The organism is Streptomyces ipomoeae 91-03, assembly GCF_000317595.1.
GTDB classification, from domain to species: domain Bacteria; phylum Actinomycetota; class Actinomycetes; order Streptomycetales; family Streptomycetaceae; genus Streptomyces; species Streptomyces ipomoeae.
This window is the reverse complement of the sequence record NZ_AEJC01000200.1, coordinates 1-13719: the sequence shown is the minus strand read 5'-3', so window position 1 is coordinate 13719 and position 13719 is coordinate 1. Positions and strand designations below refer to the sequence as shown.

Annotated in this window: 10 protein-coding genes and 1 pseudogene; 7 read left to right on the top strand and 4 right to left on the bottom strand. The window is 70.6% G+C overall.

What is annotated here, in order from left to right:
* Positions 1-157, bottom strand: a pseudogene (locus STRIP9103_RS13345) (succinate dehydrogenase/fumarate reductase iron-sulfur subunit); the annotation flags it as partial.
* A 78-nt stretch (positions 158-235) separates the two neighbouring features.
* Complete coding sequence (gene ileS, locus STRIP9103_RS13340; RefSeq protein WP_009309857.1) at positions 236-3412, bottom strand: isoleucine--tRNA ligase; 3177 nt, start codon at positions 3410-3412, stop codon at positions 236-238.
* Between the two features lie 637 nt (positions 3413-4049).
* Here ileS and STRIP9103_RS13335 point away from each other — a divergent pair.
* The 6 genes from STRIP9103_RS13335 (at position 4050) to STRIP9103_RS13310 (ending at position 9975) form a co-directional block, all read left to right on the top strand.
* Positions 4050-5165 (top strand): TraR/DksA family transcriptional regulator, encoded by a 1116-nt coding sequence (locus tag STRIP9103_RS13335; RefSeq protein WP_009309863.1) that lies wholly within the window; start codon positions 4050-4052, stop codon positions 5163-5165.
* 80 nt (positions 5166-5245) lie between these two features.
* Complete coding sequence (lspA, locus tag STRIP9103_RS13330) at positions 5246-5857, top strand: signal peptidase II (RefSeq protein ID WP_009309850.1); 612 nt, start codon at positions 5246-5248, stop codon at positions 5855-5857.
* Between the two features lie 200 nt (positions 5858-6057).
* Positions 6058-7002 (top strand): RluA family pseudouridine synthase, encoded by a 945-nt coding sequence (locus STRIP9103_RS13325; protein ID WP_048820217.1) that lies wholly within the window; start codon positions 6058-6060, stop codon positions 7000-7002.
* Positions 6999-7493 carry a GNAT family N-acetyltransferase gene (locus STRIP9103_RS13320; protein WP_009309853.1) on the top strand — a complete coding sequence of 165 codons (495 nt, stop codon included), beginning with the start codon at positions 6999-7001 and terminating at the stop codon, positions 7491-7493. The genes STRIP9103_RS13325 and STRIP9103_RS13320 overlap by 4 nt, the downstream gene beginning before the upstream one ends.
* Before the next feature lie 54 nt (positions 7494-7547).
* Positions 7548-9134: a Na+/H+ antiporter gene (locus tag STRIP9103_RS13315; RefSeq protein WP_009309858.1), complete on the top strand. Its 1587-nt coding sequence runs from the start codon at positions 7548-7550 to the stop codon at positions 9132-9134.
* A gap of 100 nt (positions 9135-9234) precedes the next feature.
* Entirely contained in the window at positions 9235-9975 is a 741-nt protein-coding gene (locus STRIP9103_RS13310; RefSeq protein WP_009309851.1) for an SDR family NAD(P)-dependent oxidoreductase, read from the top strand.
* Positions 9976-10044: 69 nt separating this feature from the next.
* Here the strand turns inward: STRIP9103_RS13310 and STRIP9103_RS13305 are convergent, their stop codons facing one another.
* Complete coding sequence (locus STRIP9103_RS13305) at positions 10045-11169, bottom strand: mechanosensitive ion channel family protein (protein WP_009309856.1); 1125 nt, start codon at positions 11167-11169, stop codon at positions 10045-10047.
* Between the two features lie 152 nt (positions 11170-11321).
* On the opposite strand from STRIP9103_RS13305, the gene STRIP9103_RS13300 reads away from it, so the two are divergent.
* Positions 11322-11891, top strand: coding sequence for a dienelactone hydrolase family protein (locus STRIP9103_RS13300; protein ID WP_048820218.1), 570 nt, complete (start codon positions 11322-11324; stop codon positions 11889-11891).
* Between the two features lie 25 nt (positions 11892-11916).
* On the opposite strand, the gene STRIP9103_RS13295 is transcribed toward STRIP9103_RS13300, so the two are convergent.
* Positions 11917-13596, bottom strand: a complete 1680-nt coding sequence (locus STRIP9103_RS13295; RefSeq protein ID WP_009309860.1) for an alkaline phosphatase D family protein — start codon at positions 13594-13596, stop codon at positions 11917-11919.
* Positions 13597-13719 lie beyond the last annotated feature (123 nt).

The window sequence follows — 13719 nt, the reverse complement described above, 5'->3', positions numbered from 1 at the left end:
TCATGCGGTACTCGCCCGGGCCGAGCCCCTCCGGCGGGACGACGGCCGGGACCTGGCGTGCCTCGGTGTAGTTGAAGCCGACGTCCGTGACGAGGTCGCGGACCACCGGGAAGGCGCGCAGGGGCGTCACCGTGATCGTCTCGTCGCGCTCGAACAACCGCGCGATCAGCCATGTACCGGCCGCAGGTGCGGGGACGGCCCTTCCGGGCAGGAAGCGGCTCGGCTCGGCGGAGCGTTACGCCTTGCGCAGGCGGAACGTCAGGCCGAGGCCCTCGTCCGTGAACGGCGTGCCGTATGTGCCGTCGGCCTCGCCCTGGGCGAAGTCCGTCGCCAGAACCTCGTCGGCGATCAAGCCGGCGTGGTCGTTGAGTGCCGCGGCCACCGCCGGGTCCGTGGCTGTCCAGCGCAGCGCGATGCGGTCGGCCACGTCCAGGCCGCTGTTCTTGCGGGCCTCCTGGATCAGGCGGATCGCGTCACGGGCGAGGCCCGCCCGGCGCAGCTCCTCCGTGATCTCCAGGTCCAGGGCGACCGTGGCGCCGGAGTCGGAGGCGACCGACCAGCCCTCGCGCGGGGTCTCCGTGATGATGACCTCGTCGGGGGCGAGCGTGATCGTCTCGCCGTCGACCTCGACCGACGCCGTGCCCTCGCGCAGGGCCAGGGACAGCGCCGCCGCGTCCGCGTTCGCGATGGCCTTCGCCACATCCTGGACGCGCTTGCCGAACCGCTTGCCCAGGGCGCGGAAGTTGGCCTTCGCGGTCGTGTCGACCAGGCTGCCTCCCACCTCCGAGAGGGAGGCCAGGGACTCGACGTTGAGCTCCTCCGTGATCTGCGCGTGCAGCTCACGGTCGAGGGTGTCGAAGCCGGTCGCGGCGATCAGGGCGCGCTTCAGCGGCTGGCGCGTCTTCACGCCCGACTCCGCGCGCGTGGCACGGCCCAGTTCGACGAGGCGACGGACCAGGACCATCTGCTTCGACAGCGCCGGGTCGATCGCGGACAGGTCCGCCTCCGGCCAGGACGCCAGGTGCACCGACTCCGGGGCACCGGGGGTGACCGGGACCACCAGGTCCTGCCAGACCCGCTCGGTGATGAACGGGGTCAGCGGGGCCATCAGCTTGGTGACCGTCTCGACGACCTCGTGCAGGGTGCGCAGCGCGGCCTTGTCGCCCTGCCAGAAGCGGCGGCGCGAGCGGCGTACGTACCAGTTGGACAGGTCGTCGACGAACGCGGAGAGCAGCTTGCCGGCGCGCTGGGTGTCGTACGCCTCCAGGGACTGGGTCACCTGGTCGGTGAGCGCGTGGAGTTCGGAGAGCAGCCAGCGGTCCAGGACGGGGCGGTCGGCCGGGGCCGGGTCCGCCGTGCTGGGCGCCCAGTTCGACGTACGGGCGTACAGGGCCTGGAAGGCGACCGTGTTCCAGTACGTGAGGAGCGTCTTGCGGACGACCTCCTGGATGGTGCCGTGGCCCACGCGGCGGGCCGCCCACGGGGAGCCGCCGGCCGCCATGAACCAGCGGACCGCGTCGGCGCCGTGCTGGTCCATGAGCGGGATCGGCTGCAGGATGTTGCCCAGGTGCTTGGACATCTTGCGGCCGTCCTCGGCGAGGATGTGGCCGAGGCACACGACGTTCTCGTACGACGACTTGTCGAACACCAGGGTGCCGACGGCCATCAGCGTGTAGAACCAGCCGCGGGTCTGGTCGATGGCCTCGGAGATGAACTGCGCCGGGTAGCGGGACTCGAACAGCTCCTTGTTCTTGTACGGGTAGCCCCACTGCGCGAACGGCATCGAGCCCGAGTCGTACCAGGCGTCGATGACCTCGGGGACGCGTGTGGCGGTGCTGCCGCAGCCGTCCTGGGGGCACGCGAAGGTGACCTCGTCGATGAACGGGCGGTGCGGGTCGAGGGCCGACTGGTCGGTGCCCGACAGCTCGGTCAGCTCCGCGCGGGAGCCCACGCAGGTGAGGTGGTTCTCCTCGCAGCGCCAGATCGGCAGCGGGGTGCCCCAGTAGCGGTTGCGGGAGAGCGCCCAGTCGATGTTGTTGTTCAGCCAGTCACCGTACCGGCCGTTCTTGACCGTGTCCGGGAACCAGTTGGTGTTCTCGTTCTCCTGGAGGAGGCGGTCCTTGACGGCGGTGGTGCGGATGTACCAGGACGGCTGCGCGTAGTAGAGGAGCGCGGTGTGGCAGCGCCAGCAGTGCGGGTAGCTGTGCTCGTACGGGATGTGCCTGAAGAGCAGACCGCGGTTGTCGAGGTCTTCGGTGAGCTTTTCGTCCGCCTTCTTGAAGAAGACGCCGCCGACGAGGGGGACGTCCTCCTCGAAGGTGCCGTCGGGGCGCACCGGGTTCACCACGGGCAGGCCGTACGCGCGGCAGACCTTGAGGTCGTCCTCACCGAAGGCGGGGGACTGGTGGACCAGACCCGTGCCGTCCTCGGTCGTGACGTACTCGGCGTTCACCACGAAATGCGCCTCGGCCGGGCTGTGCCCATTGGCTCCCTCGCTGACGCTCGGGAACTCCACCAGCTCGAACGGACGTTGATATGACCAGCGCTCCATCTCGGCGCCGGTGAAGGTCTGGCCGGTGGTCTCCCAGCCCTCGCCGAGCGCCTTGGCGACGAGCGGTTCGGCGACGACGAGCTTCTCCGCGCCGTTCGTCGCGACGACGTATGTGACGTCGGGATGGGCGGCCACAGCCGTGTTGGAGACAAGGGTCCAGGGCGTCGTCGTCCACACCAGGAGCGCGGCCTCACCGGCGAGCGGACCGGAGGTGAGCGGGAAACGGACGTACACCGAGGGGTCGACGACCGTCTCGTAGCCCTGCGCCAGCTCGTGGTCCGACAGACCGGTGCCGCAGCGGGGGCACCAGGGGGCCACGCGGTGGTCCTGGACCAGCAGGCCCTTCTTGAAGATCTCCTTCAGCGACCACCAGACGGACTCGATGTACTCGGGCTCCATCGTGACGTACGCGTCGTCCAGGTCGACCCAGTAGCCCATGCGGGTCGTCAGGTCGGAGAACGCGTCGGTGTGGCGGAGCACGGACTCACGGCACTTGGCGTTGAACTCGGCGATGCCGTACGCCTCGATGTCCTTCTTGCCGCTGAAGCCGAGTTCCTTCTCGACCGCCAGCTCCACGGGCAGGCCGTGGCAGTCCCAGCCGGCCTTGCGGGCCACGTGGTAGCCGCGCATGGTGCGGAAGCGGGGGAAGACGTCCTTGAAGACGCGGGCCTCGATGTGGTGGGCGCCCGGCATGCCGTTGGCGGTGGGCGGGCCTTCGTAGAACACCCACTCGGGGCGGCCCTCGGACTGCTCCAGGCTCTTGGCGAAGATCTTCTGCTCGCGCCAGAAGTCGAGCACGGCGTGCTCGAGCGCGGGCAGGTCGACCTGGGCGGGCACCTGGCGGTACGTCGGCTCTGTCATGAGCGGGCTTCCTCCAACGGACTTGCTGCCTTCCGTCGGAGGGACGAGAGCCTCGATCCTTCGTACGCCGTGTGCGGCGCGCTCCCGCGGTACCACCCTCCTTGGCTCCCCCGTGCGCCGTACGCACCGGTGAGCCCCCTCATTGAGGTCGCGATGCCGGGTCTACTCGCCGAGCCCCTTGGATCTCGGCTTTCTTCCGGCGGCTCCGGGGTGATCTTCACGTCGCGCTCGCCCCCGGGCTTCCACCGGCCCCGGGTCGCTCTTGGCTGCGTACGGCGCTACTCGTCCCCATCCACGCTTTTCGCTCCGCCCAGTGTACGGCGCCGCGCGGACAGCGGCCGACCGGTTTTCGAGCGGCCGGGGGAGGGCTAAAGGGGGGCCTGCGGGGGGCTGACGCGCTGGGACGCGGTGACCTGCGGGGTGACCCGAATGGAGCGGGTCGGGCGTCCGGATCCTGGGACGTGCGACGCGGCGGAATACCCGGCGGGGAGCTGGGCACAACGCTTGAAGGCTCGTCGCGCGACGGTCGCGGGGCGGGTGGAATGGGTGGTGTGCCCCGTTGCCGCGGGATTCAAGTCGATTTATCGTCCCAGCACGACGCGCGAGCAAGATCACAATACGTGAAGGGGCCGCGGCCATGGTGGCGAAGAAGACCGCCGTACAGCAGTCGGCGTCCGGCAGATCCACGGTGGCCTCCGGCGGTACGGATACCTCCGGCGGTGGGCGTGCCTTCGGAGGTGCGGCGGCGAAGAATGTGAGCGGGAGGAAGCAGGTCCGTGCGACCTCGGAAGTGAAGGCGGGTACCGAGAAGACAACCCCCCGGAAAACGGCCACTACGAGGGCCACTGCGAAGAAGGGCGATACGAGTACGGCCGCCGTGGGCCCGAGGGCCGACGCCACGGAGGAAGGTGCGCGGGGGGCCGGGGCCGTGCGGGTGACCAAGAAGAAGACGGCTGCCTCCAAAGCCACGGGGAGGACGGTCACCGGGAAGAAGACCGTGGCCAAGAAGAGCACCGCCGCGAGGACGGCGGCCAAGGACGCCGCTGCGAAGGGCGCGGCCACGAGCAGTTCCACCAAGCGTGCCGCCACGAAGAGCGCGGCCGAGAAGAGCACCACCGAGAGCGCTTCCACGGAGAGCGCGCCCAGGAAGAACACCTCCGGGAGCGCGTCAGCGGAAAGCACCTCCAACAAGAGCAGCGCTGAGAGCACCACTGCCAAACGTACGGTCAAGAAGGTGGGCGCGGCCGAGGCCGCCGAGACGACGGGAGCCACGACGGTGGTTACGAAGAACACTCCTGGTACGGCTACGGCGGCGAAGAAGCCCACCGCCGTCCCCAAGGCACGGCCCGCCGCGGCACCCGGCGAGCTCGCGGTACGCGCCGGCGAGGACCCCTGGACACCCGCAGAGGTGGAGGAGGCGCGTACGGAGCTGATGTCCGAGGCGATGCGGCTGCGGACCGAGCTGGAGGTGTCCGAGCAGGCGCTCACGGGGCTCATGCGGGACTCCGGGGACGGTGCCGGCGACGACCAGGCCGACACCGGCGCCAAGAACATCACGCGCGAGCACGAACTGGCGCTGGCCCACAACGCGCGCGAGATGCTCGACCAGACCGAGCGCGCCCTGGAGCGCCTCGACGCGGGCACGTACGGGCTCTGCGAGAACTGCGGCAATCCCATCGGAAAGGCGCGTATGCAGGCCTTCCCGCGGGCCACGCTGTGCGTGGAGTGCAAGCAGAAGCAGGAACGCCGATAGTGATCGTCGCCTGTGCCCTGCTCCACGGAGGTCGTGTCGTACCTTTGTCCTCAGTCAGGAACCTAGGTTGAGGGACTCACGTGGCAGAGGCGGAGCGCATCATCGGTACGCCGGACATCCCAGAAGCGGCGGGCGCGGACCCGGAGCAGTCCGAGGTGGAGAACGGCGCCGAGGCGGCTCGGGCCGACGCGGGCGCGCGCCCGCGCGGCAAGCGCCGGATCGCCGTGCTGTTCGGGGTCGCCGCCCTGGCGTACGCGCTCGACCTGGTCAGCAAGATGATCGTGGTCGCGAAGCTGGAGCACCACGAGCCGATCGAGATCATCGGGGACTGGCTGAAGTTCGAGGCGATCCGTAACGCGGGCGCGGCCTTCGGCATCGGGGAGGCCTTCACGATCATCTTCACGATGATCGCGGCGATCGTGATCGTGGTGATCGCCCGGCTCGCCCGCAAGCTGTACAGCCTGCCCTGGGCGATCGCGCTCGGCCTGCTGCTCGGCGGTGCGCTGGGCAACCTCACCGACCGGATCTTCCGCTCGCCGGGCGTCTTCGAGGGCGCGGTCGTCGACTTCATCGCGCCCAAGGGGTTCGCCGTGTTCAACCTCGCGGACTCGGCGATCGTGTGCGGCGGCATCCTGATCGTGCTGCTGTCGTTCCGGGGGCTCGACCCGGACGGGACGGTCCACAAGGACTGAGGGGCCGCAAGGACTGAGGGGCCGCAAGGACTGGCGGGCCGCAAGGACCAGGGTCCACGAGGGCCGGAAGCGGAGAGACCGCGGTCCGCAAGGCCGGGGAAGCGCTTTCGGCCATGGCCGGGGACTCCGGTGAGGGTCGTGGTCGGGAGTTGTCCACAGGCGCGGTCGGGCGTGTCGTGGCGGTCCGGCATACTCGACGGGTGAGCACGATTCCCGAGATCCGTACCCTGCCCGTGCCCGACGGCCTGGAGGGCGAGCGTGTCGACGCCGCCATCTCCCGCATGTTCGGCTTCTCCCGTACCAAGGCGGCCGAGCTCGCCGCCGCGGGGAAGGTCACGGTCGACGGGTCGGTGGTCGGCAAGTCCGAGCGGGTGCGGGGCGGGGCCTGGCTGGAGGTCGAGATGCCGCAGGCGCCCGCGCCGGTGCAGGTGGTCGCCGAGCCGGTCGAGGGCATGGAGATCGTGCACGACGACGATGACGTGGTCGTGATAGCCAAGCCGGTGGGAGTGGCCGCGCACCCGAGCCCCGGCTGGTCCGGGCCGACCGTTATCGGCGGGCTCGCCGCCGCCGGGTACCGGATCTCGACGTCCGGCGCCGCCGAGCGGCAGGGCATCGTGCACCGGCTCGACGTGGGCACGTCCGGGCTGATGGTGGTCGCCAAGTCGGAGTACGCGTACACGTTCCTGAAGCGGCAGTTCAAGGAGCGCACTGTCGACAAGCGGTACCACACGCTGGTCCAGGGCCACCCCGATCCGACCAGCGGCACGATCGACGCGCCCATCGGGCGGCATCCGAACCACGACTACAAGTGGGCCGTCATCGCCGAGGGCAAGCCGTCCGTCACGCACTACGACCTCGTCGAGGCGTTCCGGGCCGCCTCGCTGCTCGACATCAAGCTGGAGACCGGGCGTACGCATCAGATCCGGGTCCACATGTCCGCCCACCGGCACCCGTGCGTGGGAGACCTGACGTACGGCGCCGACCCCACGCTCGCCAAGCGGCTGGGGCTCACCCGTCAGTGGCTGCACGCGGTGCGGCTCGGGTTCGAGCATCCCGGGGACGGGGGGTGGGTCGAGTTCGAGAGCGACTACCCCGCGGACCTGCAGAAGGCGCTGGACAAGGTGAGGGAGGAGACGTACGCGTGAGCCCGGAGCCCGCTTCGTACGCGGTGCGGGTCGCCGAGGATCCCGGTGACCGCGAGGCGTGCTTCGCGGTGCGCAAGGAGGTCTTCGTCGTCGAGCAGGGAGTGCCGGAGCACCTGGAGTACGACGCGTACGACGAGGTGGCCGTGCATGTGCTCGCCGTCCGGGACGACGGGCTGCCGCTCGGGGCCGGGCGGCTGTTGCATGGTCAGGCCGCCGCCGCGAAGACCGGCGGGGAACCCGGTGTGGGGGTGCTGGGGCGGCTCGCCGTGCTGCGGGAGGCCCGGGGGCTCGGTGTCGGCGTCGCGTTGGTGCGGGCCGTCGAGGAGGCGGCACGCGCGCTCGGGCTGACAGCGGTGGACCTGGGCGCGCAGACCCATGCTCTGGGGTTCTACGAGCGGTTGGGGTACGTGGCGCACGGGCCTGAGTTCCTCGACGCGGGGATACCGCACCGGGCGATGCGGCGGGGGCTTCAGCGTCCGACGGAGGGGTAGGGCACTGGGGGCATCCGGTCGGTTTTGATCGTCTAGTTCCAGCGGAGCGCCGCCATGGACCAGTTGGCCCTGTTGTTCGTGTTGTTGCTCGGGGCCGTGGTGAGCGTGCCGGTGGGGGAGCGGCTCCTGTTGCCGGCCCCGGTGCTGATGACGCTGCTCGGGATCTCTCTCGCCATACCAGGCTTCGTGCCCAATGTGGACATCCCGCCGGAGTTCATCCTGCCGCTGTTGCTGCCGCCGCTGCTGTACGCGGCGGTGCGGCGGACCTCGTGGCGGCAGTTCGCGGCCAACCGGCGGCCGATCTTCCTGCTGGCCGTGGCGCTGGTGTTCGTGACCACGGCCGCAGTGGCCGCCGTGGCGAACGCGATCGTGCCCGGGCTGCCGATCGCCGCCGCCGTGGCGCTCGGCGCCCTGGTCGCACCGCCCGACCCGGTGGCGGCGACGGCCGTGGCCGGTCAACTCGGGCTGCCCCGGCGGATGGTGTCGATCCTGGAGGGCGAGGGTCTCTTCAACGACGTGACGGCCATCGTGCTCTACCATGTGGCGATCACGGCAGCCGTCAGCGGATCCTTCTCGCTGCCCCGCGCCGCACTCCAACTCGTGCTGTCGGGCGTCGTCGCCGTCGCCGTGGGGCTCGCGCTCGGCTGGGCGGCCAACAAGCTGATGGACTTCCTCGACGACGCCACGCTGCAGATCGGGCTGACCCTCCTCGTGCCGTACGCGTCGTATGTGATGGCCGAGGAACTGCACGGGTCCGGGGTGCTCGCGGTGCTCACCACCGCGCTGTTCCTCGCGGAGTACGCGATCGGGGCGGACGACGTCATGACGCGGCTCGCCGGGCGCACCGTCTGGGACGTCGTGGACACGCTGGTCACCGGCGTCGCGTTCGGGCTGATCGGTCTTGAGCTGCACAACGCGATCAGGACGGCGTCCGGGCGGTGGGGCGAGATGCTCGGCTGGGCGGCGGCGGTCGTGGCCGTCGTCGTGCTGGTACGGCTGCTGTGGCTGCTGCCCGCGACATGGCTCGCCCGGCGGTTGCACGCGAAGCGGGACTACGACGAGGAGATCCCGATGTCGTGGCGCGAGACCGTGGTGATGTGGTGGTCGGGGATGCGCGGGGTGGCGTCCGTGGCGTTGGCGCTCGCGATCCCGCTGGAGACCTCGGACGGGGTTCCCTTTCCCGACCGGGACGAGATCGTGTTCATCGCGTTCGGCGTGATCATGGCGACGCTCGTGTTGCAGGGGCTCACCTTGCCCTGGCTCGTACGGAGGTTGGGGGTGCGGGCGGACGAAGGGGCCGAGAAGGAACTGGAGAAGGCGCTGGCGGTGCGGGCCGCGAAGGCGGCCAAGCGGCGGCTCAAGGAGATCGAGGAAGAGGAGGAGCTGCCGGAGGAGTTGTCCGAGCGGCTGCTGCGGCGGGCCTTCGAGATCGGGGTGCGGATCAGTCCCGACGTGGGGGAGGAGGAGCGCAGGGAGGGGCATGAGCAGCGGGTTCGGCGGCTTCGGAGGATGCGGCGGATCCAGGGGGAGATGCTGAGCGCGGCTCGGCACGAGGTGCTGGCCGCGCGGAGTGAGCCGGGGGCGGACCCGGAGGTGGTGGATCGGGTGCTCCGGCACCTGGATGTGCGCAGTCTGCGATGACCGTCGGGCCCTTGGGACCGGCTGTGACTCCTTGGTGAAAAGTGCATGTCATACACACCGGATCGCGGTTCGGGCATCCGGGGCTTCGTACGCTCGGCGTATGGCACGCAATGTGGTGATCAGTGGTGGCGGTACGGGAATCGGGCTCGCGGCGGCGCGCGCCTTCGCGGCGGACGGGGACCGGGTGTTGCTGCTCGGGCGGCGGGCCGAGGTGTTGGAGAAGGCGGGGGTGCCCGGGGCGCTCACCCATGCCGCGGATCTCGCCGACGTGGAACGGGTGCGAGGCGTCGCCGAGTTCGTGGGGGCGGAGTTCGGGACCGTGGACGTGCTGATCCACAGTGCCGGGGGGAGCGGAGCGCTGGAGCCTGCGACGGAGGGGGATGATCCGCTCGATGCCGTCGCTCACCACTGGGGGGTCAACTTCCGGTTGAACACGTTGACCGCTGTGCTGCTCACGGAGGCGCTGCGGGAGCGGCTGGCCTCGCCGGGCGGCCGGGTGCTGTTCCTCTCGTCCATCGCCGCCTACCGGGGGTCGGGCAGCGGGGCGTACGCCGCCTCCAAGGCGGCGCTGCACCCGTACGCCTTCGATCTCGCGCGGGAGTTCGGGCCGCGCGGGATCACGGTGAACGTCGTGGCGCCGGGTTACATCGAGGACACCGAGTTCTTCGGTGGGGCGATCGAGGAGGCGAGGCGGGCCCGGCTCGTCGCGGAGACCTCGACGGGCCGGGCCGGTACGCCGGCGGATGTGGCCGACACACTGCACTGGCTCGCCTCGCCCGGGGCCGGGCACGTCACCGCGCAGATCGTCCAGGTCAACGGGGGCGCGGAGCGCGGACACTGAGGTCCGGGGGGCCTTCCTGTCCGACGGACGGGCACGGAGGCCCCCCGGTCGCCGCGGGTGTTCCGGGGGTCACCCCCGGCCCGCTGACCTCGGCGGTTCGTGGACGCGGCCCCGCGAGATGCGAGGGACCATGCCGTCCGCGTGGGCGTTCGGGTGGGTCGGGGGGAGGACCGCGTCGGCGGTGTTGACGCGGGGGAGGGCGTACGGGTGTGTCTCGGTGAGCCAGTGGATCAGTTGTTCGCGCACCGTGACGCGGACCGTCCACAGGTCGTCCGGGTCCTTGGCGGTGACCAGGGCGCGGACCTCCATGGTGGTGGGGGTCGAGTCGGTGACCGTCAGGTCGTAGTAGCGGCCGTCCCAGGCGGAGCAGGCGCGCAGGATGTCGCGGAGCTTCTCCCGCATCTCGGGCAGCGGGGCCGCGTGGTCGACGTGCAGGAAGACCGTGCCGGTCATCTGGGCGCCGCCGCGGGACCAGTTCTCGAAGGGCTTCGACGTGAAGTACGAGACGGGCATCGTGATGCGGCGTTCGTCCCAGGTGCGGACCGTCAGGAAGGTGAGCGTGATCTCGTCCACCGTGCCCCACTCGCCCTCCACCACGACCACGTCACCGAGGCGGACCATGTCGCCGAAGGCGATCTGCAGCCCCGCGAAGAGGTTGCTGAGCGTGGACTGCGCGGCGATGCCGGCGACGATGCCCAGGATGCCCGCCGAGGCCAGCAGTGAGGCGCCGGCCGCGCGCATCGCCGGGAAGGTGAGGAGCATGGAGGCCACCGCCACCACGCCCACGATCGCGGTCACCACCCGCATGATCAGCGTGACCTGCGTCCGCACCCGGCGTACCCGGGCCGGGTCGCGGTGGGCGCGGGCGTAGCGGGAGTACGTCGTCTCCACGATCGCCGCCGCGATACGGACCACCAGCCAGGCCGTCGACCCGATCAGCACCAGCGTCAGGGCCTGGCCGATGCCGCCGTCGTACCGCTCCAGGAGCTTGGCCTCGTGGTACGAGCCTCTGAGCAGGGCCGCGCACAGCACCAGCTGGTAGGGGATGCGACCGCGGCGCAGCAGGCCCCACAGGGGGGTCTCGTGGTGCCGCTGGTCCGCCTTGCGCAGCAGCAGGTCGGTGGCCCAGCCGATGAGCAGCGTGAGGACGACCGAGCCACCGATGACGATCAGGGGGCGGAGTAGGTTCTCCATGCCTTCGAACGTAACCGGCGGCGCGGGGTGCTGAACATGTGACTTCGGCCGCCATCCGGGTACGGGTGCCCGCAGTCCCGGTGATGCGGGTGCCGCCGGTCGCTCCTCGGGTGGCGCCGGTCGTTGTCGTACCCGGCTGGCACCATGGCCTCATGAACATCATGCTCTTCCACTCGACCTATGGCCTCAGGCCGGCCGTGCGCCAGGCCGCGGACCGGTTGCGGGCCGCCGGACACGAGGTGTGGACGCCGGACCTCTTCGAGGGCCGGACGTTCGACACGGTCGAGGAGGGCATGGCCTTCAACGCGGAACTGGGCAAGGAGGAACTGCTCAGACGGGCGGTACTGGCAGCGGCTCCCTACTCCGAGCGAGGGCTCGTCTACGCCGGGTTCTCGCTGGGCGCCGCCACCGCGCAGACGCTTGCCCTGGGCGATGCCAAGGCGCGTGGGCTGCTGCTTCTGCACGGCACGTCGGACATCGCGCCCAACGCCTCCGTGGACGACCTGCCGGTTCAGCTGCACGTGGCCGAGCCCGACCCGTTCGAGACGGACGACTGGCTGAGCGCCTGGTACCTCCAGATGCGCAAGGCGGGCGCCGACGTCGAGGTCTACCGGTACGCCGGGGCCGGGCACCTCTACACCGATCCCGACCTGCCGGACTACGACGAGGAGGCCGCCGAGGCCACCTGGAAGGTGGCGCTCGGCTTCCTCGACACGCTGTGACCGCTCAACCGGGTCGTATGCGCGCCTATACCGGGTCGTACGTGCGTTCCACCTTCTGCGTTCCGCTGCGCGTGCGGTACGACCGGGCCCAGGAGGCGGTCGCGTCGGGCTTGGTGCGGTCGGAGAGGACGTAGAAGTCCATCTGGGCCCGGGCGGCGGTGATGTCCAGGACGCCGTAGCCGTGCCGGTCGGTGTCGACCCAGTGGACGTGGCGGTTGGCGGCGCGGATCAGCGGGGAGGCCAGCGCGGAGACGGTGCCCTCGGGGACCTTGACGAGGTCGTCGAGGTTGTCCGAGGTGACCGAGGTGACGACGAACTCCGTGGCGGCGGAGGGGGACAGCGGGTACGTACCGGCGTTGACGGGCACATCGTTGGCCCAGGCCATGTGGATGTCGCCGGTGAGGAAGACGGTGTTGGCGATCGCGTTCTCCCGCAGATGGGCGAGGAGTTCGCGGCGGTCGTCGGTGTAGCCGTCCCACTGGTCGGGGTTGAGGGCCAGGCCCTCCTTCGGCAGCCCGAGCAGCTCGGCGAGCGGTTCGAAGAGGTCGGCGGTGAGGTTGCCGAGGGCGAACGGGGCGATCATCACCGAGTTGCCGACGAGCCGCCAGGTGGTGTCGGAGGACTTCAACCCCGCCTTCAGCCAGTCGAGTTGGGCCCGGCCGGTGAGCGTACGGTCCGGGTCGTCGACCTCACCGTCGCCGATGCCCACCTGCTGGGATCGGAAGGAGCGCAGATCGAGCAGGGAGAGGTCGACGAGCTTGCCGAAGCGCAGCCGGCGGTAGGTGGTGCCCGCGATCGCCGGGCGCACCGGCATCCACTCGAAGTACGCCTGCTTGGCGGCGGCCTGGCGGGCCGCCCAGGTGCCCTCCGTGCCCTCGGTGTGGTTCTCGGCACCGCCCGACCAGGCGTCGTTGGCCATCTCGTGGTCGTCCCAGATGGCGACGACCGGCGCCGCCGCGTGCAGCGCCTGGAGGTCGGGGTCGGTCTTGTAACGGGCGTGCCGGACGCGGTAGTCGGCGAGGTTCAGGATCTCGTGCGTCGGCGCGTGCGGTCGTACGACCTTGTCGCGGGTGCCGTACTCGCCGGTGCCGTACTCGTAGATGTAGTCGCCGAGATGCAGCCAGGCGTCCAGGTCGCCGCGCGCGGCCAGATGGCGGTAGGCGGCGAAGTAGCCGCCCTCCCAGTTGGCGCAGGAGACCACGCCGAAGCGCAGGCCGGCCGGGGCGGCGTCGGCGGCGGGGGCCGTACGGGTGCGGCCGGCGGGCGAGTCGACACCGCCGGCGGAGAAGCGGAACCAGTAGTCCGTGGCGGGGGCGAGACCGCGTATGTCCGCCTTGACGGTGTGGTCGGAGGCGGCGGTCGCGGTGATCGAGCCCTTGGCTACGACGTTCGTGAACGCCTTGTCCAGGGCCACGGTCCAGCCGACCTCGATGTCCGGACCGAGCCCGGAACCGGGTACGGCCTGCGCGGTGGGCGTCACCCGGGTCCACAGCAGGACGCCGTCGGGCAGTGGGTCGCCCGACGCCACGCCGTGTATGAACGCGGGCGCGTCGGCGGCGCTCGCCGGGAGCGCGACGGCCAGCGGCGCCGCGAGGACTGCTCCGGCCGCGGCGGCCTTGACGACCGTACGGCGGCTCGGGGTGAGGGAGTCAAGGCCGGGCCCGGTGGGGGAGTTGGCGCTGGAGTGAGATCTGCGACTGGTCACGGCCGATGAGATTACTGATCGGTAGGAACCTGGGTAAGGCGGATGACGTGAAATCCGCTCAAAGTTCAGGCCGCCGTGTCCAGTTCGTCGGTCGGTGAGCGGGGCGGGACCAGGAGCAGCAGG

What these genes read in the sequence shown, in the direction of transcription:
- STRIP9103_RS13335 (WP_009309863.1), top strand. Translation starts at nt 4,050, where the DNA reads ATGGTGGCGAAGAAGACCGCCGTACAGCAGTCGGCGTCCGGCAGATCC.
- ileS (WP_009309857.1), bottom strand. Translation starts at nt 3,412, where the DNA reads ATGACAGAGCCGACGTACCGCCAGGTGCCCGCCCAGGTCGACCTGCCC.
- STRIP9103_RS13305 (WP_009309856.1), bottom strand. Translation starts at nt 11,169, where the DNA reads ATGGAGAACCTACTCCGCCCCCTGATCGTCATCGGTGGCTCGGTCGTC.
- STRIP9103_RS13315 (WP_009309858.1), top strand. Translation starts at nt 7,548, where the DNA reads ATGGACCAGTTGGCCCTGTTGTTCGTGTTGTTGCTCGGGGCCGTGGTG.
- STRIP9103_RS13310 (WP_009309851.1), top strand. Translation starts at nt 9,235, where the DNA reads ATGGCACGCAATGTGGTGATCAGTGGTGGCGGTACGGGAATCGGGCTC.
- STRIP9103_RS13300 (WP_048820218.1), top strand. Translation starts at nt 11,322, where the DNA reads ATGAACATCATGCTCTTCCACTCGACCTATGGCCTCAGGCCGGCCGTG.